This is a genomic window from Microcystis sp. M44BS1, assembly GCF_020244875.1.
GTDB lineage: Bacteria > Cyanobacteriota > Cyanobacteriia > Cyanobacteriales > Microcystaceae > Microcystis > Microcystis panniformis.
Genome location: NZ_JADBVM010000079.1, coordinates 54,899 through 78,522 on the forward strand (window position 1 = coordinate 54,899; position 23,624 = coordinate 78,522).

The 23,624-nt window shown below is 41.0% G+C and carries 28 protein-coding genes and 1 pseudogene; 16 read left to right on the forward strand and 13 right to left on the reverse strand.

Going from position 1 to position 23,624, the window contains the following annotated elements:
- Window positions 1-3 precede the first annotated feature (3 nt).
- The 3 genes from rsmD (at window position 4) to IM515_RS05080 (ending at window position 2,781) form a co-directional block, all read left to right on the forward strand.
- Window positions 4-549 (forward strand): 16S rRNA (guanine(966)-N(2))-methyltransferase RsmD, encoded by a 546-nt coding sequence (gene rsmD, locus IM515_RS05070; RefSeq protein ID WP_287628020.1) that lies wholly within the window; start codon window positions 4-6, stop codon window positions 547-549.
- A gap of 545 nt (window positions 550-1,094) precedes the next feature.
- Window positions 1,095-2,399: a threonine synthase gene (gene thrC, locus IM515_RS05075; RefSeq protein ID WP_002750866.1), complete on the forward strand. Its 1,305-nt coding sequence runs from the start codon at window positions 1,095-1,097 to the stop codon at window positions 2,397-2,399.
- 106 nt (window positions 2,400-2,505) lie between these two features.
- Window positions 2,506-2,781, forward strand: a complete 276-nt coding sequence (locus IM515_RS05080; RefSeq protein WP_287628021.1) for a MoaD/ThiS family protein — start codon at window positions 2,506-2,508, stop codon at window positions 2,779-2,781.
- Window positions 2,782-2,993: 212 nt separating this feature from the next.
- Here the strand turns inward: IM515_RS05080 and IM515_RS05085 are convergent, their stop codons facing one another.
- From IM515_RS05085 to IM515_RS05100, 4 genes are all read right to left on the reverse strand, one after another.
- Window positions 2,994-3,284 carry a hypothetical protein gene (locus IM515_RS05085; protein ID WP_223211756.1) on the reverse strand — a complete coding sequence of 97 codons (291 nt, stop codon included), beginning with the start codon at window positions 3,282-3,284 and terminating at the stop codon, window positions 2,994-2,996.
- Window positions 3,272-3,451: a hypothetical protein gene (locus IM515_RS05090; protein ID WP_002765124.1), complete on the reverse strand. Its 180-nt coding sequence runs from the start codon at window positions 3,449-3,451 to the stop codon at window positions 3,272-3,274. The genes IM515_RS05085 and IM515_RS05090 overlap by 13 nt, the downstream gene beginning before the upstream one ends.
- Before the next feature lie 27 nt (window positions 3,452-3,478).
- Window positions 3,479-3,604: a hypothetical protein gene (locus IM515_RS05095; protein ID WP_287628022.1), complete on the reverse strand. Its 126-nt coding sequence runs from the start codon at window positions 3,602-3,604 to the stop codon at window positions 3,479-3,481.
- Window positions 3,605-3,875: 271 nt separating this feature from the next.
- The gene (locus IM515_RS05100) at window positions 3,876-4,343 is read right to left on the reverse strand and encodes a DUF29 domain-containing protein (protein ID WP_190719663.1); all 468 of its coding nucleotides are present in this window, start codon (window positions 4,341-4,343) and stop codon (window positions 3,876-3,878) included.
- A 210-nt stretch (window positions 4,344-4,553) separates the two neighbouring features.
- On the opposite strand from IM515_RS05100, the gene IM515_RS05105 reads away from it, so the two are divergent.
- Both IM515_RS05105 and IM515_RS05110 read left to right on the forward strand, forming a co-directional pair.
- Window positions 4,554-7,307, forward strand: a complete 2,754-nt coding sequence (locus IM515_RS05105) for a DNA methyltransferase (RefSeq protein WP_287628023.1) — start codon at window positions 4,554-4,556, stop codon at window positions 7,305-7,307.
- Between the two features lie 296 nt (window positions 7,308-7,603).
- The gene (locus IM515_RS05110) at window positions 7,604-8,767 is read left to right on the forward strand and encodes a pyridoxal phosphate-dependent aminotransferase (protein WP_287628024.1); all 1,164 of its coding nucleotides are present in this window, start codon (window positions 7,604-7,606) and stop codon (window positions 8,765-8,767) included.
- Window positions 8,768-9,310: 543 nt separating this feature from the next.
- On the opposite strand, the gene IM515_RS05115 is transcribed toward IM515_RS05110, so the two are convergent.
- Both IM515_RS05115 and IM515_RS05120 read right to left on the reverse strand, forming a co-directional pair.
- The gene (locus tag IM515_RS05115; RefSeq protein WP_287628025.1) at window positions 9,311-9,661 is read right to left on the reverse strand and encodes a hypothetical protein; all 351 of its coding nucleotides are present in this window, start codon (window positions 9,659-9,661) and stop codon (window positions 9,311-9,313) included.
- Between the two features lie 122 nt (window positions 9,662-9,783).
- The gene (locus IM515_RS05120) at window positions 9,784-10,506 is read right to left on the reverse strand and encodes a lysozyme (RefSeq protein WP_287628027.1); all 723 of its coding nucleotides are present in this window, start codon (window positions 10,504-10,506) and stop codon (window positions 9,784-9,786) included.
- 360 nt (window positions 10,507-10,866) lie between these two features.
- On the opposite strand from IM515_RS05120, the gene IM515_RS05125 reads away from it, so the two are divergent.
- From IM515_RS05125 to IM515_RS05135, 3 genes are all read left to right on the forward strand, one after another.
- Window positions 10,867-11,904, forward strand: a complete 1,038-nt coding sequence (locus IM515_RS05125) for a fatty acid desaturase (protein WP_287628028.1) — start codon at window positions 10,867-10,869, stop codon at window positions 11,902-11,904.
- Window positions 11,905-12,299: 395 nt separating this feature from the next.
- Window positions 12,300-12,563: a hypothetical protein gene (locus tag IM515_RS05130; RefSeq protein ID WP_287628029.1), complete on the forward strand. Its 264-nt coding sequence runs from the start codon at window positions 12,300-12,302 to the stop codon at window positions 12,561-12,563.
- Window positions 12,564-13,031 carry a type II toxin-antitoxin system VapC family toxin gene (locus IM515_RS05135; protein ID WP_287628030.1) on the forward strand — a complete coding sequence of 156 codons (468 nt, stop codon included), beginning with the start codon at window positions 12,564-12,566 and terminating at the stop codon, window positions 13,029-13,031.
- A 111-nt stretch (window positions 13,032-13,142) separates the two neighbouring features.
- Here the strand turns inward: IM515_RS05135 and IM515_RS05140 are convergent, their stop codons facing one another.
- The 5 genes from IM515_RS05140 to IM515_RS05160 all read right to left on the reverse strand — a co-directional run bounded on the left by IM515_RS05140 (window position 13,143) and on the right by IM515_RS05160 (window position 17,394).
- Complete coding sequence (locus IM515_RS05140; protein ID WP_287628031.1) at window positions 13,143-13,922, reverse strand: PEP-CTERM sorting domain-containing protein; 780 nt, start codon at window positions 13,920-13,922, stop codon at window positions 13,143-13,145.
- Window positions 13,923-14,143: 221 nt separating this feature from the next.
- Window positions 14,144-14,395: a type II toxin-antitoxin system RelE family toxin gene (locus IM515_RS05145; RefSeq protein ID WP_287628032.1), complete on the reverse strand. Its 252-nt coding sequence runs from the start codon at window positions 14,393-14,395 to the stop codon at window positions 14,144-14,146.
- Window positions 14,380-14,568, reverse strand: coding sequence for a hypothetical protein (locus IM515_RS05150; RefSeq protein ID WP_002765145.1), 189 nt, complete (start codon window positions 14,566-14,568; stop codon window positions 14,380-14,382). Before IM515_RS05150 ends, IM515_RS05145 begins: the two co-directional genes overlap by 16 nt.
- A gap of 363 nt (window positions 14,569-14,931) precedes the next feature.
- Window positions 14,932-16,404 carry a serine/threonine-protein kinase gene (locus tag IM515_RS05155; RefSeq protein WP_287628033.1) on the reverse strand — a complete coding sequence of 491 codons (1,473 nt, stop codon included), beginning with the start codon at window positions 16,402-16,404 and terminating at the stop codon, window positions 14,932-14,934.
- Between the two features lie 90 nt (window positions 16,405-16,494).
- The gene (locus IM515_RS05160; RefSeq protein WP_287628034.1) at window positions 16,495-17,394 is read right to left on the reverse strand and encodes a J domain-containing protein; all 900 of its coding nucleotides are present in this window, start codon (window positions 17,392-17,394) and stop codon (window positions 16,495-16,497) included.
- Between the two features lie 263 nt (window positions 17,395-17,657).
- Here IM515_RS05160 and IM515_RS05165 point away from each other — a divergent pair, with 263 nt between their 5' ends.
- The 3 genes from IM515_RS05165 (at window position 17,658) to IM515_RS05175 (ending at window position 18,986) form a co-directional block, all read left to right on the forward strand.
- Complete coding sequence (locus tag IM515_RS05165) at window positions 17,658-18,407, forward strand: NYN domain-containing protein (RefSeq protein WP_002757405.1); 750 nt, start codon at window positions 17,658-17,660, stop codon at window positions 18,405-18,407.
- Window positions 18,408-18,549: 142 nt separating this feature from the next.
- The gene (locus IM515_RS05170) at window positions 18,550-18,774 is read left to right on the forward strand and encodes a DUF433 domain-containing protein (RefSeq protein ID WP_008199295.1); all 225 of its coding nucleotides are present in this window, start codon (window positions 18,550-18,552) and stop codon (window positions 18,772-18,774) included.
- Window positions 18,771-18,986, forward strand: coding sequence for a DUF5615 family PIN-like protein (locus IM515_RS05175; protein WP_287628035.1), 216 nt, complete (start codon window positions 18,771-18,773; stop codon window positions 18,984-18,986). The genes IM515_RS05170 and IM515_RS05175 overlap by 4 nt, the downstream gene beginning before the upstream one ends.
- A 391-nt stretch (window positions 18,987-19,377) precedes the next feature.
- On the opposite strand, the gene IM515_RS05180 is transcribed toward IM515_RS05175, so the two are convergent.
- Window positions 19,378-19,680: an element excision factor XisI family protein gene (locus IM515_RS05180; RefSeq protein WP_004161548.1), complete on the reverse strand. Its 303-nt coding sequence runs from the start codon at window positions 19,678-19,680 to the stop codon at window positions 19,378-19,380.
- A complete protein-coding gene (locus IM515_RS05185; protein ID WP_004161549.1) occupies window positions 19,665-20,084 on the reverse strand; it encodes a XisH family protein in 420 nt (139 codons plus the stop codon). The genes IM515_RS05180 and IM515_RS05185 overlap by 16 nt, the downstream gene beginning before the upstream one ends.
- 407 nt (window positions 20,085-20,491) lie before the next feature.
- Here IM515_RS05185 and IM515_RS05190 point away from each other — a divergent pair, with 407 nt between their 5' ends.
- The 5 genes and pseudogenes from IM515_RS05190 (at window position 20,492) to IM515_RS05205 (ending at window position 23,611) form a co-directional block, all read left to right on the forward strand.
- Window positions 20,492-21,016, forward strand: coding sequence for a DUF7919 family protein (locus tag IM515_RS05190; RefSeq protein ID WP_004161550.1), 525 nt, complete (start codon window positions 20,492-20,494; stop codon window positions 21,014-21,016).
- Between the two features lie 307 nt (window positions 21,017-21,323).
- Window positions 21,324-22,250 carry a glycosyltransferase family A protein gene (locus IM515_RS05195; protein WP_287628037.1) on the forward strand — a complete coding sequence of 309 codons (927 nt, stop codon included), beginning with the start codon at window positions 21,324-21,326 and terminating at the stop codon, window positions 22,248-22,250.
- Between the two features lie 446 nt (window positions 22,251-22,696).
- Window positions 22,697-22,924, forward strand: a complete 228-nt coding sequence (locus IM515_RS05200) for a hypothetical protein (protein WP_110543837.1) — start codon at window positions 22,697-22,699, stop codon at window positions 22,922-22,924.
- Window positions 22,921-23,151, forward strand: a pseudogene (locus IM515_RS25845) (ParE family toxin-like protein). The gene IM515_RS05200 and the pseudogene IM515_RS25845 overlap by 4 nt, the downstream one beginning before the upstream one ends.
- Window positions 23,152-23,407: 256 nt before the next feature.
- The gene (locus IM515_RS05205) at window positions 23,408-23,611 is read left to right on the forward strand and encodes a type II toxin-antitoxin system HicB family antitoxin (RefSeq protein WP_193960002.1); all 204 of its coding nucleotides are present in this window, start codon (window positions 23,408-23,410) and stop codon (window positions 23,609-23,611) included.
- Window positions 23,612-23,624: the final 13 nt, after the last annotated feature.

Sequence of the window (23,624 nt, forward strand, 5' to 3'; positions counted from 1 at the left end):
CCGATGAGAATTTACGGCAATCGTCCCATAAAAACCCTAGCAGGACAATTAACCCGTCCGACTACAGCAAGGGTGCGAGAAGCTTTATTTAATATCTGGCAACAGAAATTATCTGGCTGTCGTTGGTTGGATCTTTGTGCGGGTAATGGTTCCATGGGTGCGGAAGCTTTATGTCGAGGTGCGAGTCTAGTAATCGGAATTGAACAATCAGGACGCGCTGGCGAAATTATCAAGGAAAATTGGCGCAATTTAGCCACTTCTCACCAGCAATTCCAAGTAATTCGGGGAGATGTACTGACAAAGTTAGCCACTTTAGCGGGGAAAAGTTTTGATTTAATTTATTTTGATCCTCCCTACGAAAGCGGTTTATATTTAACGGTATTAACTGCCATCTCTCAATCTAATTTATTAGATTCTCTGGGGGAAATTGCCGTGGAACATAATCCCAAATCTTGGCAAGCAATTAATCTAGAAGGTTTAACCATTTGTCGTCAAAAACGCTACGGTAATACTACCTTAACTTTTTATCAAAAAGCAGTTATCTCCTGACCACTGACTCTTAAGGTTTGATCCCCCCTGTCCCCGTAGGGTTGATTCATGAATCAACCCTACCTTCCTAGGGAGAAGGGAGAATAAATAAAAATAATCTCCTGACGACTGCCGAAAATGGTCAATTTTATTGGGCAGTCCAGAAAAAATTATTATTTCTCAACAAAATCACATAATTTGTCATTTTTCTTGACAATCATCCTGAGTAAAGCGAGAAACTTTCTGGCAACCGCAGTTAATCGCCCCCTGTTTAAGCTATTTAAACAAAAATCAGAGCTTATTTCGATAAAATTCGCAGTAAATAGGCTATAGCCTCCTAAAACACTTAAATCCCTTCTCCTCGTCCTTTTTTTGACCTAAAACTACCCCGAAGTTTTCTGACACGGCAGCTTAACCATCTCCCCTTAACCCTTGCTGCTCCCCAGATTATCACCTATTTTTTGTATAAATTTATACCCGACAAAAATAGTCGGGTATATTTGACACCAAGATTTTGCGGGTGATAGGATGCTTGTAGATTCAGTTGACGGCAAGACAGGAAAATCATGACCCTAGCGACAAACATCAAAACCTCAAAATTCATCCCCACCTTTACCCGCTTGGTTTCTAAGGAAGGAGGGACTTCTTACCCCCTGAAAGCGCTGAATATCTGCGAAGAAACCTTTGCCCCCCTAGAAGTGGACTACGATTACGACCTCATCCGTCGCACCGTTACCAGAGAAAGCATTCAAGCAGGTCCCAATTCCATCTGGCGCTATCGTTCCTTTTTGCCAGTGGAAAGTGAAAATCCTATCGATGTGGGTACGGGTATGACTCCCCTAGTGAAATCCCACCGTTTAGCCCGGCGCTTGGGTCTAAAAAATCTCTACATTAAAAATGATGCCGTCAATATGCCCACTCTCAGCTTCAAAGATAGAGTGGTATCCGTCGCCCTTACCCGGGCCAAAGAATTAGGTTTTACTACCGTTTCCTGTGCTAGTACGGGAAATCTGGCCAATTCCACCGCCGCTATTGCCGCTCACGCTGGTTTAGACTGTTGTGTTTTCATTCCCTCCGATTTAGAAGCGGGTAAAATTCTCGGAACCCTAATCTATAATCCCACGGTAATGGCGGTTAAAGGCAATTACGATCAGGTTAACCGTCTCTGTTCCGAAGTGGGCAATACCTACGGTTGGGGTTTTGTCAACATCAATCTGCGTCCCTACTATTCCGAAGGTTCCAAAACTTTAGGCTTTGAAGTGGCTGAACAATTAGGCTGGAAACTCCCCGACCATATTGTCGCACCTTTAGCCAGTGGTTCCCTGTTTACCAAGATTTATAAAGGCTTCCAAGAATTCGTTAAAGTCGGTTTGGTGGCAGATAAAGCAGTGCGTTTTAGTGGCGCTCAAGCGGAAGGTTGTTCCCCCATTGCCCAAGCTTTCAAGGAAGGACGAGATTTTGTCGCCCCAGTTAAACCCAATACTATCGCCAAATCGATCGCTATTGGTAATCCCGCCGATGGTGTTTATGCCCTTGATATTGCCCGTAAAACTGGCGGTAATATTGAATCCGTTACCGATGCCGAAATTATCGAAGGTATTAAACTTTTGGCAGAAACGGAAGGCATTTTCACGGAAACTGCGGGCGGTACGACTATCGCTGTCTTGAAAAAATTAGTAGAAGCGGGTAAAATCGACCCCGAAGAAACCACAGTCGTTTATATCACTGGTAATGGTCTAAAAACCCAAGAAGCGGTACAGGGTTATATCGGTGAACCCCTGTTAATCGAACCGAAATTAGAAAGCTTTGAACGGGCCCTGGAACGTTCCCGCACCCTCGAACGCCTCGAATGGCAACAGGTTCTCGTCTAGAATTGATACTAAGGGATGATGGGGTGATTATCCTCTTGCCTCATCTCCACAAGCAATTTAAATTCGCGGACAGCTTACTGTCCTTTCCACTTTTTCCTTGATATCTATGGCTGTAAAAGTTCTCATTCCCACTCCCCTGCAAAAATTTACAAAAAATAAGGCTACCATCGAGTGTAGTGCTAGTAGTGTCGGTGGTTTAATCGAATCCTTAGAAGCAAGTTTCCCCGGTATTAAGGCCCGCTTATGCGATGAAGAGGGCGCACCCCGGCGCTTTTTAAATTTCTACGTCAACAGTGAAGATATTCGCTTCCTCGATGGGACAAAAACCCCCTTAAAAGATGGCGATGAAGTCAGTATCGTTCCTGCGGTAGCTGGAGGTTAACCTCCCCATAAGTTTGTTTTCCGTCAATTGTAATTAAACCCCTAGAAAGTGATGTTTTCTGGGGGCTTTTGTTTAGGTAAGTTCTAAGCTGTCCGCGCATTTAAGTAGGGAGGCACAATTATTTGTAGGATGGGTTAGCGGTAGCGTAACATGAGCGGGCGTTGGGTTTCATGCTTCAACCTAACCTAGGTTCTACACTAGCAATATTTAGTTCATTTTTCGGTATCTTTTGAGACTTTTTTATCGGATATTTTCCAAGTCCGTCCTTGACAGTAAACTTGGCCATCTTTAATCTGAACGCCAAAAACCTGACGGGCTAATTGTAAAATTTCTTTACGTTCTTCATCGGTTAAATAATCATTTCCTTTTCTTCCGCTAGGGCAGATTTTTTGGTCGCCTCCTGCTTCTAGATAACGCTGTCTTCCTTTGGCTGCAATTTCGCCAATTCTTTCGTATTCTTGCTGTTGAAGTTCTGTCGGTTTTTTCATGGTTAAAGCATCCATTCTAGGGGAATAATTTCGCCATTAGGCAATAAGTATGATCTGGGCAATGTTAGACTAGAAGTAATGATTAGCCAAGCTCCATTATCTTCATCATAGACTCTAAAGAGCAGGAGTCCCAAAGTTTCAAGAGCATTTAAGACAAGATACTGTTCTTCTGTAGGTTCCACTTTTCTAAATAATTATTGTGATGATTTTCAATTATCTGGTAGATAAATTACCCCTTTAGCAATTCTTCCCTCTGTTCCTAATGTCTTGGCAGGAATTTCTAGGTTATCGGTGGACTCTATATAGGGTTTGCTGAAAAAGTACGGGCGAAGCATTCGGATAGAAAATCCACGGTTTCACCGATAGGTTATTGCCCGAATGCTTCGCCCCTACAGGACGCGGGCCGATGAAGACGCAAGGTTTTGAACGACGATTCTCTCAAAATCTTGCACCTGTTTCGCTCGTAAAGCCACAAAACCCTTACCTTGCCTAGATTTCACATTTATTCAGCAAGCCCTATATAAATTAGGATGTTTTCGTCAATTGGGATTGGAGTTAGTCGAGTCATGAGTAATGCAAAAATTGAAAATTAACTTTTTTCTCTAGTCAATTGCCATAGAAGTTCTCATCTAAGATTTGCTCTGGCAAGAAAGGACAAATTTGAGGATAATCATTTTCTGGGGGAATCCGAACACCAAATTGAGGGAGTTTTCCTTTCTTAATTGCCACTTGACGAGCATCTGGATAAGCTTCCTCGATAGCAGTTTCTAGATAGGATTTCAGGGAAGGCGTATTGCGTAAGTTTTTCTCAATTCGCTGGCGATGCTCAATAATAGAACAATACCAGCTATCCTTCATTGATGGCGGTGCGTCGTGCTGTACTTTTAATTTGAGCAAATGAGCCAAAAGAATCATCAAATTACTTTCTAAAGTTCTTTTTTCCGATTTTCCCAACTCGGTTAACTCCTCAATTAAGTTATCAGTATCCAGCGCAGCAAATTCCCGCTTCTGTAGGTGATTAATTGTTGTTGCGAGCCACAATTGAAAATCTTGTTCGTAGAGAGTTTTCGACATAGCGATAAGTTGTTCGTTCGAGTCAATAACTAGATTGGTAACTAAGCGGCTACAATTCTCAAGGCGTTACTAATTTCTAGCTTCCCTTGGAGTTTACCAAAAAATCACCTAAAATGGAAACTATCTGTATCCCTTGCTGACTGCCTATGGCTCCCTACACCATTTTCTACTATCGTTGAGCAAACCGGCGAACGATAAGGAGTTAAAACTATGCCTTTAAGTTGGAATGAAATAAAAAATCGCGCCATCGCTTTTCAAAAAGAGTGGGAAGGAGAGACTTCAGAAAAAGCAGAATCTCAATCTTTTTGGAATGAGTTTTTTCATGTCTTTGGCATTTCACGGCGTAGGGTAGCCAGTTTTGAGCAACCGATAAAAAAAGCAGATAATAAACAGGGTTTTATTGATTTACTCTGGAAAGGAACGATTTTAGTTGAGCATAAATCGAAGGGGAAAGATTTAGAAAAAGCCACACAACAGGCTAAGGATTATTTTCCCAATTTAAAGGAACATGAGTTACCGCGTTATATTTTAGTCTCGGATTTTCAACGGTTTAAATTATATGATTTAGATTCGGGCAATCAATGGGAATTTGAATTAAGCAATTTTGTCGATAACGTTCATTTATTTGATTTTATTGCTGGTTACGAAAAGCGAGTTTATAAAGACGAAGATCCCGTCAATATTCAAGCAGCCGAGTTAATGGGAAAACTTCATGATTGCCTCAAAGAAATTGGTTATATGGGGCATGATTTAGAAGTTTATTTAGTGCGTTTATTATTTTGTTTATTTGCCGATGATACGGGTATTTTTAATAAGGGTATTTTCTGGGAATATATCGATCTACATACCAAAGAAGATGGCAGTGATTTGGCGATGCACATCGCTTCTATTTTTCAGGTTTTGAATACACCAGAAGAAAAAAGATTAAAAAATATCGATGAGAATTTAACTCAATTTCCCTACATAAATGGCAAGTTATTTGAGGAGTCGTTACCTTTAGCAGCTTTTGATAGCAAGATGCGAGTCATGTTATTAGAAGCTTGTGCTTTTGATTGGGGGAAAATTTCCCCTGCTATTTTTGGCTCTATGTTTCAAGCGGTAATGAATCCAAAAGAACGACGCAATTTAGGGGCGCATTATACCTCCGAGAAAAATATTCAAAAGGTGATTAAACCGTTATTTTTAGATGATTTATCCAGAGAATTTGAGAAGATTAAAGGCAATCGCAATAAATTACTAGAATTTCAGAAAAAGATTGCTAATTTATATTTTCTTGATCCTGCCTGTGGTTGCGGCAATTTTTTAATTATTACCTATCGGGAGTTAAGAGATTTAGAGATTTTAGTATTACAGGAGTTAGATAAAACGGGGCAGTTAGTAACAGATATTAGTACCATTATTCAGGTAGATGTCAATCAGTTTGCTGGTATTGAATACGATGAGTTTGCGGTGAGGGTGGCAGAAGTGGCGATGTGGTTAATTGATCATCAGATGAATATTAAAGTTAGTAATACTTTTGGTCAATATTTTGTCCGTTTACCATTAAAGAAAGCGGCAAAGATTGTTCATGGAAATGCCTTGCGGATTGATTGGGAGGAAGTTATCTCAAAAGAGAAGCTCAATTTTATTTTAGGAAATCCTCCTTTTGTTGGTGCGATGATTATGAACGATGAGCAAAGGAATGATATGGCTTATGTTTTCGACGGTGAGAAAGGAATAGGCGTTTTGGATTATGTGTGTGCATGGTATATTAAGGCTGCTCAAATAATTCAGGGCAATAGAATCAGGGTTGCTTTTGTTTCCACAAATTCTATATCTCAAGGGGAGCAAGTTGCCTTACTTTGGAATATTCTTTTTCAAAAATATCAGTTAAAAATTCATTTTGCCCATCGTACTTTTAAATGGAGTAATGAAGCCAAAGGAAACGCAGCAGTTCATTGTGTTATTATTGGCTTTGCAAGTTTTAATATAACAAATAAAATCCTCTTTGATTATGAAGATATTCAAGGTGAATCATTAGTTGTTCAGTCGAATAATATTAATCCTTATTTGGTTGATGGAAGTGACATCATTATTAATAACCGGAGTTTTCCTTTATCTAATGTTCCATTAATGCGTTTTGGTAGTATGCCAAGAGATGGTGGTAATTTTATTTTTACAGAACCAGAAAAAGAAGAATTTTTAAAATTAGAGCCGAAGGCAGAAAAATGGATTAAACCTTATACAGGAGCGCAAGAATTTATTAATGGTTATAGTCGCTACTGTCTCTGGTTAGTTGATATTTCTCCTAGGGAATTAAAGACATTACCAGAAGTCATCAAAAGAGTAGATAGGGTTAAAAATTTTAGATTAAAAAGTAAAGCTGCTGCTACTCGTAAATTTGCGGCGACACCTACTCTATTCTGTCAAATAGCACAACCCGAAACGAATTATTTACTTGTTCCCCGTGTCTCATCTGAAAGAAGAAAATATATTCCCATAGGTTTTATGAATAAAAATGTGATTGGTAATGATCAAGTTTTATTAATTCCTAATGCAAATTTATATTTATTTGGTATTCTTACTTCAGAAATGCACATGGCATGGGTTAAATATGTGTGTGGAAGATTAAAAAGCGATTACCGTTATTCAAAAGATATTGTTTATAATAACTACCCCTTTCCAGAAAATATCACCGACAAACAAAAACAAACCGTCGAAACTTGCGCTCAAGCTGTGCTAGATACTAGGGTAAAATATCCTGACAGTAGCCTTGCGGATTTATACGATCCTTTAACCATGCCTCCCGACTTGCTCAAAGCTCACCAAAAACTTGACAAAGCCGTTGATTTGTGTTATCGTCCCCAACCTTTCACCAGTGAATTAAACCGTATTGAATACCTCTTTGAACTCTACGAAAAATTAACCGCTCCCCTACTCCCTACCAGCAAACAAAAACCCGCGAAAAGAAAAAATCCTCAATAACAGTCAACAGTGGAAAAAACTGATCGCTTGTGTCAAGGCTCTGCCTTGACACACAATATTTAAGGCAGAGCCTTAAAGTATTCTTCAGGTAGAACCTGAAAAGAGTGTTCCCAGGTAGAACCTGGGAACAAGATATCACCCCACACCCCATCACCCCATCACCCCATCACCCCATTCCCATCCCTAAGCGCCGCAATTCCGGAGATTATATAAAAAAACACCCAGAACAATCGAGGTGATGGACAATACTAAAGGTTGTGTAGGTCATCAGAAAAGCCCTTTCAGGGTAAAATACTATGAAACTAGCGTCACGAGTCAATCAAGTCACCCCCTCCCTTACCCTAGCTATCGACTCTCTGGCCAAGGAAATGAAGAGAAACGGCGAAGATGTCTGTAGTTTTAGCGCCGGGGAGCCAGATTTCGACACACCCACTCACATCAAAGCTGCCGCGAAAAAGGCCCTCGATGAGGGAAAAACTCGCTACGGACCGGCTGCCGGAGAACTGGGGTTAAGAAAAGCGATCGCCGAGAAATTGCTGCGGGATAATCAACTAGCATACAATGCCGATAATGTCATCGTTACCAATGGCGGTAAACAGTCTCTCTACAATCTAATCATGGCGTTAATTGAAGCGGGGGACGAAGTAATTATTCCCGCACCCTACTGGTTGAGTTATCCTGAAATGGTGACGTTAGCGGGAGGAACATCGGTTATAGTGAACACTAGCCTAGAGAATCACTATAAAATCACCCCCGAACAGCTAGAAGCGGCAATTACGCCGAAAACTAAATTATTTGTTTTCAATTCTCCCTCTAATCCCACCGGCATTGTCTATACTCCCGAAGAAATCGCCGCTTTAGCCAAAATTGTGGTTGAAAAGGATATTTTAGTGGTTTCTGATGAAATTTACGAGAAAATCCTCTACGATGGCGCAATTCACCGCAGTATCGCTTCTTTTGGTCCGGAAATCTTTCAGCGCAGTATTATTAGTAATGGTTTTGCTAAAGCTTTCTCGATGACGGGGTGGCGCGTCGGTTACATAGCAGGACCGGTGGAAATTGTCAAGGCTATGACTAAGATCCAAAGTCATAGTACCTCCAATGTCTGCACTTTTGCTCAGTACGGTGCGATCGCTGCTTTGGCGAGTCCCCAAGATTGCATCGAGGAAATGGTCAAAGCTTTTAGCGATCGCCGACAGTATATTTTAGAACGAGTGCGATCGCTCCCTGGACTCAATTGTCCTACTCCCAACGGTGCTTTTTATGTGTTTATCGATATTAGTCAAACTGGTTTAAAATCCCGGGATTTTTGTCAGAAACTCCTCGAAACCCAAAAAGTGGCTGCTATCCCCGGTATTGCTTTTGGTGCTGATGATTGTATTCGTCTTTCCTATGCTACAGACCTAAAGACGATTGAAAAAGGATTCGATCGCCTTGATCAGTTTATCAGCACTTTGTAGGATGATTACTGTGTCTGTTAGGGTGAATTTTGTTCGCCCTTTTTTTGGGTTTTCACAGCTTATGTGAGTTGCTCACCTAGAAGGCGATTCATACTAAATCTGGTTATTAAAGACTGATTATTTATTCCCCTTTTTGCATGAGTGCATGAGTAGAAAACGGGTTTCTCGGAGAAACCCGTTTTCTGTGCGTTACTCAACGGATTTAGTATCAGGCATATTTGAGTAGAATTGGCCATCTCAATTGTTAAGCAACAATCTACCAAATGGATCGAGTTCGTAACTATAGCGTTTTTCAGTCTGCTGAGGTACAAAAGTTATGGGTTTTAGGCAAAAGGCAAGAGCCAAAAGGCAAAAGGGAAGAAAAATAGGTGTACCTCACTAGCTTAGGAAACGCTATAGGTAAAACAATACGCTTATCGACAGCTACACAACGATATTTTGAGTTGCGAGGAAAAGGAGACCAACTCACTGAAAGTGAAACACAACGCCTGCAATTCTTATATACTTACTTGAAAGAGAATTTAATCAGTTTTGATTAAACGATTAATCCTGCCATGAACCACGTTCTTCAAGTAAAAGCTTGCCATTTTTATAGATTTTGATTATACCACTTTCTGTGACAAAGTAGCGATAATTTCTATTAATAAACTCGTAGCCGAGAAATTGACAGGGAGTAACCCTATCTGAACACAAACGATAAACAGTTCTCCCAGTAAGTTTAATCGATTCTGCGGTTCTTAAACTTGTTCCAGTGTAGGAGACATTGTTGCACACTACCTCTCCTTCAGGACAATTTCTAGTAATCTTGACAATAAAATTTCTTGTTTGTAAGGTTTCTGCAAGAGTTGTTTTACCCCAAAACAAGCAGATAAACAATAAAAACAGAGTTCTCATCAAGAAATTTGGCTTAAACCTAACAAAAAATAATCCCATACTTTAATTCCAGTAGCCAATAAATATCTCTCTGTGTTCTCCGTGTCTCTGGGGTGACATTTGCACCCCAGAGACACAACTACTTACTTAGCAAATTTCCCCTTACCTTGCCACAATTCACCCTCAGCCTTGCGCCGTCGCAGCAGACCTTCATGGACATTGGAACCCGGATTAGAGTAGAGTTCTAAAATCTTAGGTACGTCATTCCATCGCTTATCTCGCAAAGCAGAAGTGATAGAATTAAAACCGGGATTACCGTAGAAATGATCGCCTAAATTGTAAGCAAACGAAATCAAGGCTGAACGCTGATTATCATTCATCTCATTCCAATAAGGAATTGAAGCAGCTAGGTGATTTACGGTGTTTTCAAGATCGTGGGATAAATAACTCTGAGCGGTTGCTAAAGTGATATTTGGATCGCCAAAACGAACAGGTTTGCCATTAGGATACCGAGTTGTTCCAATCCCAATCGTCGCCACTCCTACGCCATCATTATAAACATGAGGGACAAAACCTTCAAACTCAGTTATAATCTGAACTGCTTGTTCAGGAACTTTACTATTGCTTTCTACTCGGTCCATAGACTCTGGAATAGGAGACCAATCTTTTTCAAAGATATACCAGACACCAGCACCGCTACTCAGGGTTACTTTTAAATGTCCGTTGGGTGCAGATTCCACCCTGTCGATGCTGATGGTTTGTCCGGCCTTGTAAATCTTTTTCTCAGTATCGGGTAGCTTACTAGATTGTTCTGTCGATTTCTTGATCGCAGTGTCGTGAAGTGCTGTCAAAGTTGCTATTGCCATAAATGAACCTCTAAACTTATCTGCTGACAAAACAATGTTAATCTATTTGGTTCTTCGTTGCTTGGTCTGGTTTGATCGGGTGGATAACACGAACCGAAGAGCCGGTCTATTGTATGGATGCCCAAGGGTACAGACGGACAGACAGGGGGAGAATCTGATTAACTTTCCCCAGGGGCTTTTGTTAAGTTACATTAAGCCCTAGAATAAAATCCCAGTGAGTTAGACGAAATTCGCTCGATCGCCCAGTCTTATCTGCTCCTAGCTGAGATAGAGAAAAGATAGCGTATCGAGAAACAGAAAACTTGAGCTACTCAAGCTTTCGTCAATACTGCCCTGTTATCCATCTTGAGTTATAACCTAGTGTCCCAAACCCTACCTAAACCCACCCTAGAAAGAGAATTTTTGCCATTTACCCTACAGGATGTCCGTCTAGCTATCCCAAACCGTTGCTTCCAATCAAGCGTTTTTCGCTCTCTAGCTTACTTTTTTTTTGATATTGGCATTATTACCCTACTTTACTGGATAACTTACCAGATTAATCAAGCATGGTTCTTCCCCCTTTTTTGGTTTATGCAGGGAACCATGTTTTGGGCCCTATTTGTCGTCGGTCACGATTGCGGTCACGGTTCCTTTTCCCGTTATCGTTGGTTAAATAACCTAATCGGTCATCTCAGTCATACTCCCATTCTCGTACCTTTCCACGGTTGGCGTATCAGTCATCGCACCCATCACGCTAATACCGGCAATATCGACACCGATGAGAGTTGGTATCCCGTCACGGAAACCCAGTATAACAATATGGCCTGGTACGAGAAATTAGCTCGTTTTCAGCTAATTTTATTTGTTTATCCCCTCTATCTTTTCCGTCGTTCCCCTAATAAACAGGGGTCCCATTTTATGCCTGAAAGCTCCCTCTTTCGCCCCTCGGAACGGTGGCAGGTACTGACTAGCACCGTTTGCTGTACCTTTATGTTGGGTCTATTAATCGGGGTGGGTATTAGCCAAGGCTTTTGGTTTCTGTTTAACTACTACATCATGCCCTATATCGTCTTTGTGGTTTGGTTGGACTTGGTGACATTCCTACACCACACCGAAGATGATATTCCCTGGTATCGCGGTCAAGATTGGTACTTTCTCAAAGGGGCGCTTTCTACCATCGATCGCAATTATGGCATCTTTAATCCCATCCATCACCAAATTGGTACTCACGTCGCTCATCACATTTTTATCACTATTCCCCACTATCATCTCCAAGAAGCAACCGAGGCTATCCGTCCCGTCTTAGGAGGCTATTATCGCGTCTCGAAAGAACCGATTTTCAAATCTCTCTGGCGGTCCTACCGCAATTGTCATTTTGTCAGTGACCAAGGTAGTAAGATTTTTTACCGCAAAAACTAATCTTATCTTAGCCATTAGGAGGAAACGGCAGCAAAATCTGCCTCCTCCTCTCACACCGAGAATAGTTGCCAAAACTAGCGGTAAAGTCTTTTTCTTGATTTGGTTCAGTGGCAAGGGATGAAGCTGATGCAGTGAAATTGAACGAGGTACAAAGGGAATAACATCGGCAGCATTGGCCGAGAATCAAACAAATATCCAAGCGGTTCTCTAGGATTTGATCATTTTGCTTTTCAACAGCTACTGGCAAGAGGATATTAAGCGCCTAGAATCTAAAAATTTACGATCAAGCAGGTCTAAAGAGTGAATTTTTATGATACTGTCTGTTGTAGTAGCTCAATTATTATAACTTTCCTATAAAAAATTAATTACTCAGACAGCAAAAAAAGTAGCAGATTATGACACGGGCAATCCTTACTCAAATCTTGAATCAGCTTGAGACTCTTGAGCTAAAAGAACTTCAGCTGCTTAATCAGACGATTCAACAGCATCTTATGGATAAAGAAGAAGCTGACAAACAAGCGGTATTTCACCAATCTCTTCTTGATGCTGGATTAGTCAAGCAGATTAAGCGTCCTTCATCTCAACCGATAACTGAGCGACGATTGATTGAAATCGAGGGAAAACCTATTTCAGAAACGATTATTGAGGAACGCCGTTAAATGGCACTTTATTTCTTAGATAGTAGTGCCTTGGTCAAGCGTTATATCAGCGAACCCGGTTCAGCGTGGGTATTGGGATTATTTGCTGCTGCTTTAAATAATGAAATATTTATTGCCGCAATCGCCAAGGTAGAAATTGTGGCTGCTATTACGCGAAGATACCGCACTGGAAGTATTAGCGTTACGGATGCAACGGCAATAGTTCATCAGTTGAGAAAGGACTCGCTTAAAGATTATCAAGTCATTGAAATTACCGAAAGTATAATTAATTCAGGAATGGTATTAGCGGAAACTTATGGTTTAAGAGGTTATGACGCAATCCAGTTAGCAGTAGGTTGTGCTGTTAATGCACTTTGCCTAGCTAGTGGTTTACCTTCTATCACTTTTGTCTCGGCAGATAATGAATTGAATGTCGCTGTGATCAGTGAGGGATTGCTGATGGAAAATCCTAATAATCATCCGTCTTAAGTAAGCGATAAGCTGTGAACTCTGAAATTTTTAGAGTTTAAAAAGGTGGAAAAAAATAATCCCCTTCAAGGGAGTAAATGAAGGGGCATTTATGGTATTTTTAGAAGCAATTTAGCCTATTTTTGTGGTTTCTTTTTCGGTGGATTGGGAGGGTTTTAGTTTATGCTTCAGGGTTGAAGCTGCGCCGAGTGTGCCGAGAGCGAGGAGGCTGAGGGTGGAGGTGGGTTCGGGGATAGTATCTCCATCAGATGCAGCTATTACAAATCCAGAGCCAGTATAAGGATTCGCTGTAAACCAGCCTACTGAAGAAGAAAAGCTTACTGGCGTAGTACCGACGATAACACCAGGTAAGCTTGACGATATTCCATTGACAAAGTTAAATGAATCACCAGCTTGAAATTGGGTTAGTGATGGAATCCATTGATTTAGATCAATTCCTATGAATAAGTTTGTTGAGCGACCTGAACTAAATAGTAATGGAGCCAAAAACTCGTTGCTATTTATAATTGCTAAGTTAGAAAGACTACTATTGATGTAATTTTCAAGAAAAAACGAGCCACTAGAACCACCGACAAATCCAAATGCTGTTTCTGAAATAACTCCAGGATCATCAATAATATAATGAAGATCTGTTAAGTAATCTGGAATATTAAATCTAATATGTGACTCATCCCCTGGAGCTATTACCACAGGAAAAGGATAAATTGAGCCTAAATCTAACTCTCCACTTATTGTTTGCACAGTTCCTCTCACATCAACTGTTACAAGATCATCTTTTTCATTCTTAATTCTTAATGAACTTTTGAAAGCAAGACTTGGCTCAATATTTACTAAAATTCCAATAAATGTAGCACAAGTGGTTAAGGCAAAAAGCTGTTTAGCAATAATCATTGTTTTTTGAAATTCGATAAAGTCTAAGGCGGACAATAAAATAATACACACTCCCCCCACAAATGTATCAAAAGCTACATTTTAATAAATCTTTACATTCCTCTTCCTAGCTTAGGGATTGACAGGGGAAGGAGTCTCAGGTGGTTTCCCCTGTTTTACTCCTTCTCAGGCGAACTATCGCCTTTCGTGAGGGATTGTGGCGCAGTGTGTCGGATTCGGTATTATTTATAAATATCACCACGAGGACTGATCTCAGTGACAATGAAAAGACGTTCTTCTCGATTGACCTGCATTAATACCCGATAATTACCCACCCGCAGGCGATAACTCTCTCGCCCTTGGAGTTTCTTGAAATCTGTCTGAGTAGGACTCGCCAGCAATTTATCCAGTTCATTTAAGATGCGCTCTTGGCTACGGGGCTGTAACCGTTTTAGGTAACGCTCGGCTGGTTTTAAGATTATGTAACGCCACATCCTAACTCAGCCTTTAACTTTACTAAGGACTTGCCAGGATCGCGCCCTTCTAAATATTCTTGATAGGCTTTCTTTCCTACTTCAATTTCTTCAGGAGGCACGTCATCAGCCGTCTCAGAGGTTTCTAAATACTCTAGGAATTGCTCAATATCTACAGCACTTTGGTCGTTCATGCTACTGCCCCTACTTCCTTATTGTTTTTCTGCCTTTCATTAACCATCATAAAACACAAGAGGGATTGTGACGCAGTATGTCCCATTCGCCTTTGCTTTCTCCCTTGACTGATCCTCAACTCGATCGCAAACTAAATTAAACAGGATTACCTCGCACCAACCAGATGATAGAAATAATTGAATATGGCTAAATTACCAGAGGAAACCTTAACTAGCATTTTTGATCTACTGCGTCAACTGGCAGAGCAGATAGAATCAGAAGAATTAAGCCTAAACAGTAGCTCTCTTTCATTGTAGGGAAAAGGGCAAAGGTTTAAGAGAAAATTATCATCTTCCCCTTGCCCGACTTCTGCAAGCAGTCTATTAATTACTATTTTCTTCAGGAGGAGAAGGTGATAAAACGGGAGGAGCGATCGGTTCAATTTTATCCTCATTAACTGGGGGATTAATCACCTCTGGAACAGGGGAAGGAGAAGGGGAAGGGGAAGGAGAAGGAGAAGGGGAAGGAGAAGGAGAAGGAAGGGGAGAAACTTGAGGACTTGGCTCTGTTTCAGGAAGGGGAACAGGAATAGGAATTACTTCTTCTGGGGTGGGACTAGGAGTTAACTCTGGAGTCGCTTCTGGACTAGGAATCACCTCTGGGGTAGGAGTCGGGGATGGAGTGGGAGTCGGGGAATAAATGGGAGTCCGTTGACGAGAAGGTCGTCGGATAGGGGGAAAATCTTGGGAGGGAGGAGGAATGATTTCAGGACTAGGAGAAGGTTCGGGGATTGGTGATGGTTTAATTTCCTCATTTTTGGGTAAAAGAGCCATAAATCCCCGATATCCTAGGGCAAAAGCCCCAATTGTCACCGCAAAAATCAGCAAAATCCGCAGCCAAGGATTCTTTTTTTCCCCAGAATTGGGTTGAATAACCACAGTGGGGGAGATGGTTGGTTTTGGGGGTGTAGAGGACTTTAATCGGGGACTATGGGGAGAAACTGCGATAGTCGGTTGGGTGGACAAATCTGGGGATATTTCTCCTAAAGCTGCTAACATTTCCCTAGCAGTGGCAAACCGATCGCGGGGATGAAAACGGATCGCTCGATCGATTACCATAGCTAAATTAGGATTAACATTTTCTGCCTCCTGTCGCCAGAGAATTTCCCCCGTGCGCGAGTCAGTTTCTAGATATTGGGGAGTTTTTCCCGTTAATAAAAAAATCGCCGTTAAGCCTAGGCTGTAAAGGTCACTAGAAAAGACCGGTCTCCCGGCAGCCTGTTCTGAAGCCATATAACCGGGGGTGCCAAGGGCGATCGAATAGGCACTTTTTCCCGTAGGATCGAGTAAGGTGGCGACTGCTTCTTTCATTACCCCAAAATCGATTAAAACGGGCAAATTATCACTATTTCTTAAGATAATATTATCGGGTTTCACATCCCGGTGAATAATGCGGCGACTGTGAATAAAATCAAGAACAGGCAGCAAATTCTCTAAAATCGTCCGCACTGCTGAGGAGGATAAATTTCCCTGTCGTTGCTGTTTTTGGGTTAGTGTCTCCCCCTCAATCCACTCCTGCACCAGATAGAAGTGATTATCTTGGGCAAAATAACCGTATAAACGGGGTATTTGGCGATTTTGCTCCCCCAATTCCTCTAAAACGCTTGCTTCTTTCTGAAAACGTTCTTTTAACCATTCTGGCATCTCCTCACTTTGAATAGCTGGCTGCAATTTTTTAATCACACAGCGCCGTTGAGAAGGCATATTCGTATCGATAGCGATATAAGTTTCCCCAAATCCCCCCCTAGCAAGGATACTAACAATTTGGTAGCGATTGTTTAAAAGCACTAGATTCATTACCCTGAGAGTGCAAGCGTGGTCGTAAATTGTTCCTAGACTAACATTCTTTCGTTAAGGAAAAAGTCAAGGGAAAAACTAGAGTAGAGTCTAAGGAATCCAGCGACGGATTTTCGTCCACAAAGGTGCATTATCTTGATTGCTCATCTCCTGAAAACTTTGATAACAATCGTAGGCGCGATTAAGATGGGCAGTGATTTCTGTAGCATTGGGATGAGAATTGCGATCGGGATGCCAATAGCACAAGAGAGTTTTATAATTATTCTCAATCCGGCTAGTGGTGCTAAAAGGAGTAATCCCCAAAACTCGCCACCAAACGGGATTAGGCGACTCTATAATCATCACGGCCAAGGAACGAGGCGAAGGATAGAGAATTTGGGCGATTAATGACCAATCTGCTCCATAACACAGCCGATAAACCGCTTTAACCCGCTCTTTTCCCAACTGTTGACAAGCTTGTAAATGCCATTGACGAAAATCCCTCCGCATCTGCTGATGAGTTCGCAAATCTCGCCGGGCCAATCTGCCCTCAGCTAGTTTATTAGTCCCGATAGTGTTAAAGTTACCATTAGCGATCGCTTTTAGATCCCAATAGAGATGATAAAAAGGATCTTGACCCAAGGCGAGACTTTCCAGAATTTCCTTAGCGTAACCTCTAGCCGGATTTAATTGCAATAATTCCCGTAATTCCCGACAAAACTGCTCATTTTCTGGCATACTGCGCCATTGCCAATAATTAACATCCGGTTTTGCCAGAGACTGCCTATATACACTGCGCCACACCTGCGGAACAGTACAGGCGATCGGGGTAGCCAAGGGAGTAGCCAGGGGATAAAATTGACCCTTTAAAGAGCTTTCGGGAGCATCTTCTAGCAAACAAGCAAGATGATAGGCGGGATGACTACGGGGCTTTTTTTGGGGGCTAATAAACCAAAAAGCCGTTAAAATGAGAATTAAGTACAAGAGTAAAGAAAGAATTTGCTCCGCCATCGCAACTTTTAGTTAGTCTGCTCATTTACCCGAAGAATTATAATTGGTGCTATGGTCGCTGAAAAGTTCTTTGTATCTCAGCTGATTGTCAGAAATCTACAAAATGGGGTGATATGTCGAAAGTTTCCCCATATCCTTACTCTGGTTATTCGGAAAGTTTCTGTATAATTAATAGTTAGATGGCTTAGGTTATCAGTTGGGGCATACTTGAAAAGTGTCTGTTCGAGTTCAAAAATTAAAGTGATCAGCACACCTGGAGCAATATGCTGCAATCAGAATCAAAAATTGCACTGCTAATTGATGCAGACAACGCCCCTGCATCAAAAATTGAGGCGATCATCTCTGAAATTGCCAAGTATGGAGTTGCCAATATTCGTAAGGCTTACGGAAACTGGAAAAGTCCTGCGCTGAAAGCTTGGGAGGAGTGTTTGCACGAATACGCTATTCGCCCCGTCCAACAGTTCGACTATACGAAGGGCAAAAATGCTACTGATGCTGCAATGATTATTGATGCAATGGATTTGCTGTATACACAACAGTTGGATGCTTTTGCAATCGTGTCGAGCGATTGTGACTTTACTCCTTTAGTGATGCGAATTTTGACAAATGGCTTAAAAGTTTATGGATTTGGCGAGAAGAAAACACCCTTGCCTTTTGTTTATGCGTGTTCAACATTTTTATACCTAGAAACTATTGATCAAGCAGTAAATTCTGAGGAGACTTCCAAAGTTTCTGCAAGTGTGAAGAAAACTGGTAAAGAGTTGAAGCAAGACACCAAATTAATCAGTTTATTGAGGGGCGCGGTTTCTAGCACTCTAGACGATGATGGTTGGTCGAATTTGGCAGAGATTGGCGGACACATAGCAAATCAGACATCTTTTGACCCACGCAACTACGGATATGCAAAGTTAAGTGGCCTGTTCGAGGCTATTGACTTATTCGAGATTCAGCGAAAAAATAAGGCAGTCTTCGTGAGGAGCAAGCAAAAGAATGGCACTACTCCAAAAACGTAGTGCAGCTCTAGTAGAGTGCGTTCCCTCATGCGAGTCCTACCGCTCCAGCGATCGATTTTCAGGAAACCCAACATCCTCACCTGTGACTATGAAAGGGTATAATAAGTTGACTTAAGGTCATCAAAGAGGTAACAAAACTTTAATGGAAAGTCGTATCCATATCCATCCAGATATTTGTAATGGAAGACCTGTTATAGCTGGAACTCGAATTCCAGTGCAAACAGTTATGGAATTTTTGGGAGCAGGGGATTCTATTGAAGAAGTCCTTGAAGAATATCCTTCTCTGAATCGAGAAGATATTTATGCCTGTATGCAATTTGCAGCAAGATTGATGGCGAATCACTATGAAGTCAGAAAAATTGCATGAATGGTTTTTTCTTTGATGAAAATTTACCAGCTAAAATCCTGTTCACTCCATCTTTACCGATCATTCATGTTTCGGTTTTAGGTAGAAGTCCAAGGGATAGGGAAATTTGGCAATATGCAAAGGATAAAAAACTGGTTATTGTTACGAAAGATACAGACTTTTCCGATCGACTAATACCTAATTTGGGTCTGCTGAATAAATGTGAAATGTAGGCAAGGTAAGGGTTTTGTTGCTTTTCTCGTGAAACAGGTGCAAGATTTTGAGAGAATCGTGCTTCAAAATCTTGCGTCTTCATCGGCCCGCGTGTAGGGGCGAAGCATTCGGGCAATAACCTATCGGTGAAACCGTAGATTTTCTATCCGAATGCTTCGCCCGTACTTTTTCAGCAAACCCTAATTTTTTTCCCCACCTAAAGTAGTACATCTCCGTTTTGGCAATATACGAAAACGAGAATTTCATCAGTTTTTAGCTCGTATTTGACCAGAGTTTGAAGCTTTGGTTATTGAACATAAATTAGTTAATGTCTATTTAGATCGAATTGAAGCATTTAGATAATTTTTCCTAACATTCAGTGGGATATCGCTAAGGTGGGTAATGCCTACCTTACTCTAGGGAAAGTCCAGTGATAATATCTTCTGGGGGAATCCCAGCTTGAATTAAATTGGTTGTTAATCCTTCTTCAAGATTATCATCTTCAATGACAATTTTATTTTTCAATAAACGAGCGTGAAATAAAATTGTATTAATCCATACTTCTTTTTCCCAACCAGTCATAATTATTAAAAAGTTGCCTGATTCTGGATCACAAACTGGGGTAATTTTAAGGGTTTGTAATCGAGGTTGCATCGCTGACTCTTTTCTGATAACTTGAGTCAGAATATCAGCATAATTTACTGTGTTATCCATTCGACAATTATCTCCTTTTGAGGATTATAAATAATTAAATTGATTCTATTACGTTTAATAACCAGTTGGAAAATAGCTTTTTTGAAGTGTTTTAAATAAACCGCTTCACTAATGCCCAAAAAAAGTTTTCTTTCAGGTTCTTGTGAATCTAAAGCCCATTGGTATAATTGAAGTTGTCCTATTGTTTTTTCTAATTCACTGATAACTGAAGGCGTATCAAAGTCTTTGATTTCTACGGCAATTTTACGATCTTCTTTTTCCGCAGCAAAAAACTTTTCTGCTCCTAAATCAGCTTTAAGCAAGGTTTTTTCTAAGGTTAGAATTAAAGGATCATCAGTGATTTTCCAACCTTCTTTTTCTAAAGTATGACGTAATGATAAATGTAGATCGTCTCGTCTGGACATCCTTATAAACCCTGCTTAAGAGGTTCGTTTACTATTTTACTACAGTTCGCCCTAATTCGGATTTATTATGACCGAAAAAGCGGTAAGGTGGGCAATGGCCACCCTACTATTCCTATTTCCGTTTTTTCAGGCTAGAGACTAACCCTAATCCTCCTAATCCTAACAAGGCAACAACGGAACTCAGTGCAGATCTGGTAGGGTGCGTTCCCTCATGCGAGTCCTATCGCTCCACCAATCGATTTTGGGGAACGCACCATGATCATTGATTCAAGCAAATGATTATAAGCTAAAAACGTCTAGGCACAGCGACGGACGGCAGTGCGATCGCTTATGATCGAGTTGTAAATTTTTGTTACGAAGTGCAGTCAGATTGAACAATTTGTGCTATATTTTCGGGGGAAAAGCTGATGTTATTTCGGCTGATTGTCAGCAATCTACCTAAAGGAATTCGAAAGACTGCGATGACCTACTATAAAGACCTGACTCCCTACGAATATTTTGCCAGGCATGAACCACCTGTACTAAGAGGTGAGCGTATGCTAACCACTCTCAATGTTGGTTGGCTCAGCGGCAACAAATTCTATTCAAAGGGGGAAACTTCTCAAGAGTTCAAGGATACACTGTTCCAACTCTGTCTGGACGAATACATCGTTAATATTGCTCGTGGGTTTCATGTATGCGAATTGTGCCGTGACATTTCCTATGAACAATGGTGCATACCACGATATGGGGAAAAGACTCATTGGCTCAACATCGGAACTGGCGAGATCCGTGTGATTGGCCAATCTGCCATCTACGCTGCGCCTACACTCATCTATCATTACGTTGTGGAACACCAGTATAAGCCACCAGACGAATTCATCGAAGCCGTTGTTACGGGTCCTTCGCCAGAGTCAGAAGAATACCAAGCTCTCCGAAGAAAATTTCATTGATTCAAGTAAATGATAATAATCTAAAAACGTCTAGGCACAGCGACGGACGGGAGTGAGATCGCTTATGATCAAGTTGTAAATTTTTGTTACGAAGTGCAGTCAGATTGAACAATTAGTGCTAGACTCACGGGCAGGAATCCGATGTTATTTCGGGTGACTGTCAGGAATCGACAAAACAGGTTGATAGGCCGAAAGTTTCCCCATATCCTTACTCTGAGGATTGTTATAGGTCAAGTTTCTGTATAATCAACAGTTAGAGGTTCCTAGATTTTAGGCATACTATCAATTAAAGAGAAGAGAGTAGAGAATGCTTTTATCTATCGTTACACCAACTCGTGGTAATTTCTCATCTTACTGGTTCAAGCAGCTTAGGTCTATTCAAGGAGATGTAGAGTTCATATTAGTTTATCCACCAGGGCAAGTAATTCAAGAATTTAATGATTCGAGGATCAAAGCTATTGTAAGTCCTTATAAAGGAGAATTAATACAGCGTGCGACTGGTTTATTGAATGTATCAGGAGACTACGTTATCGCTTTAGATGATGATGACTTTTTGCATCCACAGATCACTGACATAGTAAAATCGTATTTTGAGTTATATCCTGGAAGTATATGTTTACGTTTATGCAAAAAAAACATACACTATCAAGATACAAAGTCGATTGAGCGTTCATGGGACGATCTACCTGATATTGCTAAGCTCACTGCTGTTGAGACAAAATATAACAAGGAAGAGTATGCTGAAAGTGAAATTCTTCAAGAAATCCCTATTTCTCCTTTAAATAATAAATTTAAGCTTAACTCTTTATGGTTTTATAGCGAGCGAACGGATCAAAAAGGACCACATCCTGAGAATTTCAATAACAAAGTTTGGAAGTCGAATATTACACGAGAAGCAGTTGAAGATTTATTGAGCTTTACAAAAATTTTAGGATCGCTAACTTGGATTCCTTTCTGGTGCTTTGATCGATTGTTAGGTCTCTACTTGCAGGCTAGAATATTTCAGCAGGGAATGGTTCTTGGTCATTGGTTACATGGTGCAGAGCAAATCAGATACATTCAAGCAGCATGGAGTACAAAAGGTGAAATTCGCTCGGCGTTTGCTGCAGATATGCTTCTTGCATTGAGATTTCCACAGTACGGGTATTTTTGGAACTTATTCTTCCATGAAATGTGGTTTGCCTTGAAGATCTTTATAAAGACAAAATTACAGAGAATTAGTAAAGGTTTTTGAGTCAAAGTTTTGGCTTTCTCTAAACTTTTAGCTGATCACCTTCTAAGACGCAGTTGCTGCGGATGCGTAGGCTCTGGTAGTGTGGGTTCCCTCATGCGAGTCCTACCGCTCCAGCGATCGATTTTGGGGAACGCACCATGCTCATTGATTCAAGTAAATGATAATAATCTAAAAACGTCTAGGCACAGTGATCGATGGGAGTGCGATCGCTTATGATCGAGTTGTAAATTTTTGTTACGAAGTGCAGTCAGATTGAACAATTGGTGCTGAAATCTTGGGGAAAAGCTGATGTTATTTCCGCTGATTGTCAGGAATCTACAAAACGGGGTGATATGCGGAAACTTTCGGCATATCCTTACTCTCCTTATTCGGAAAGTTTCTGGATAATTAATAGAGAGTAGAAAAAGTAGTAAAATAGTCCAATACGCGTAAAACATGAACAAAACATGACTACTCTGTTGCAAAAAGCATTCACAGAAATCCAGAAACTGCCAGAGCATCTTCAAGATGAACTTGCTCAACAATTGCTAGAAGATATTGAAAGTGAATTAAAATGGCAGCAAAGCCTTTCTAACGAAGATATGGAATTGGGAGCTTTAATAACAATGGCACAGGAAGCCCTGATAGAAGAACAAGAGGGGAGAACAGAAGATAAAGGCTTTGGGGAAGAATGAAGTCAGCCAGAACCAAGAGGTTTCGTCAACTTTTTCTCAGTTTGCCGCAAAGGGTACAAGAAACAGCCAAGAAAAATTAGGAGATTTGGCAAGAAAATCCATTTCACCCCAGCCTAGAGTTCAAAGAAGTGAAACCAAGAGAAAAAATCTGGTCAGTCAGAGTCGGCATTGGATGGCGAGCATTAGGGATTAAAAAGTCAGACGAAGAAAAGATAGTTTGGTTCTAGGTTGGGTCGCACTCCGAGTATGACAAGATTCTAGGCAAGAATTAGGAGCGATCTAACCAATCACTTATGATCAAAAACAGGTCATTGAACGTTGAGGAAATACCGTGAACATCAGCCTGATATTGCTTTTGGGCATAATTAACCCTTGGCACTTTCAACGTGAACCACTATCGAGTCATCCCGGGCTTGAGCATTGATTATGCTTGTGGAGTCCATCTGTTATCATCTTGGGTAGTTCTCTAAGGATTTAGTCCCTATGAAATGGCGAGTGATACTTGAACCCGATCCCGATACAAACGAATGGGCAATTTGGTGTCCAGAACTGCCCGGATGCACATCTGCTGGTACTACACAAGAGGAAGCTCTCAATAATATACGCGAAGCGATCGAGCTTTATTTACAACCTGATGCTATCGACCTTCTACCCGGAGCAGTAATCCGTGAGGTTATGGTGGGATGACTCGACTCAGGAG

Bases quoted from the DNA above. Each gene is read 5' to 3' on its own strand.
- rsmD (WP_287628020.1), top strand. From the start codon at position 4: ATGAGAATTTACGGCAATCGTCCCATAAAAACCCTAGCAGGACAATTA.
- thrC (WP_002750866.1), top strand. From the start codon at position 1,095: ATGACCCTAGCGACAAACATCAAAACCTCAAAATTCATCCCCACCTTT.
- IM515_RS05080 (WP_287628021.1), top strand. From the start codon at position 2,506: ATGGCTGTAAAAGTTCTCATTCCCACTCCCCTGCAAAAATTTACAAAA.
- IM515_RS05085 (WP_223211756.1), bottom strand. From the start codon at position 3,284: ATGGATGCTTTAACCATGAAAAAACCGACAGAACTTCAACAGCAAGAA.
- IM515_RS05095 (WP_287628022.1), bottom strand. From the start codon at position 3,604: ATGCTTCGCCCGTACTTTTTCAGCAAACCCTATATAGAGTCCACCGAT.
- IM515_RS05100 (WP_190719663.1), bottom strand. From the start codon at position 4,343: ATGTCGAAAACTCTCTACGAACAAGATTTTCAATTGTGGCTCGCAACA.
- IM515_RS05105 (WP_287628023.1), top strand. From the start codon at position 4,554: ATGCCTTTAAGTTGGAATGAAATAAAAAATCGCGCCATCGCTTTTCAA.
- IM515_RS05110 (WP_287628024.1), top strand. From the start codon at position 7,604: ATGAAACTAGCGTCACGAGTCAATCAAGTCACCCCCTCCCTTACCCTA.
- IM515_RS05115 (WP_287628025.1), bottom strand. From the start codon at position 9,661: ATGAGAACTCTGTTTTTATTGTTTATCTGCTTGTTTTGGGGTAAAACA.
- IM515_RS05120 (WP_287628027.1), bottom strand. From the start codon at position 10,506: ATGGCAATAGCAACTTTGACAGCACTTCACGACACTGCGATCAAGAAA.
- IM515_RS05130 (WP_287628029.1), top strand. From the start codon at position 12,300: ATGACACGGGCAATCCTTACTCAAATCTTGAATCAGCTTGAGACTCTT.
- IM515_RS05135 (WP_287628030.1), top strand. From the start codon at position 12,564: ATGGCACTTTATTTCTTAGATAGTAGTGCCTTGGTCAAGCGTTATATC.
- IM515_RS05140 (WP_287628031.1), bottom strand. From the start codon at position 13,922: ATGATTATTGCTAAACAGCTTTTTGCCTTAACCACTTGTGCTACATTT.
- IM515_RS05145 (WP_287628032.1), bottom strand. From the start codon at position 14,395: ATGTGGCGTTACATAATCTTAAAACCAGCCGAGCGTTACCTAAAACGG.
- IM515_RS05150 (WP_002765145.1), bottom strand. From the start codon at position 14,568: ATGAACGACCAAAGTGCTGTAGATATTGAGCAATTCCTAGAGTATTTA.
- IM515_RS05155 (WP_287628033.1), bottom strand. From the start codon at position 16,404: ATGAATCTAGTGCTTTTAAACAATCGCTACCAAATTGTTAGTATCCTT.
- IM515_RS05160 (WP_287628034.1), bottom strand. From the start codon at position 17,394: ATGGCGGAGCAAATTCTTTCTTTACTCTTGTACTTAATTCTCATTTTA.
- IM515_RS05165 (WP_002757405.1), top strand. From the start codon at position 17,658: ATGCTGCAATCAGAATCAAAAATTGCACTGCTAATTGATGCAGACAAC.
- IM515_RS05170 (WP_008199295.1), top strand. From the start codon at position 18,550: ATGGAAAGTCGTATCCATATCCATCCAGATATTTGTAATGGAAGACCT.
- IM515_RS05175 (WP_287628035.1), top strand. From the start codon at position 18,771: ATGAATGGTTTTTTCTTTGATGAAAATTTACCAGCTAAAATCCTGTTC.
- IM515_RS05180 (WP_004161548.1), bottom strand. From the start codon at position 19,680: ATGGATAACACAGTAAATTATGCTGATATTCTGACTCAAGTTATCAGA.
- IM515_RS05185 (WP_004161549.1), bottom strand. From the start codon at position 20,084: ATGTCCAGACGAGACGATCTACATTTATCATTACGTCATACTTTAGAA.
- IM515_RS05190 (WP_004161550.1), top strand. From the start codon at position 20,492: ATGTTATTTCGGCTGATTGTCAGCAATCTACCTAAAGGAATTCGAAAG.
- IM515_RS05195 (WP_287628037.1), top strand. From the start codon at position 21,324: ATGCTTTTATCTATCGTTACACCAACTCGTGGTAATTTCTCATCTTAC.
- IM515_RS05200 (WP_110543837.1), top strand. From the start codon at position 22,697: ATGACTACTCTGTTGCAAAAAGCATTCACAGAAATCCAGAAACTGCCA.
- IM515_RS05205 (WP_193960002.1), top strand. From the start codon at position 23,408: ATGAAATGGCGAGTGATACTTGAACCCGATCCCGATACAAACGAATGG.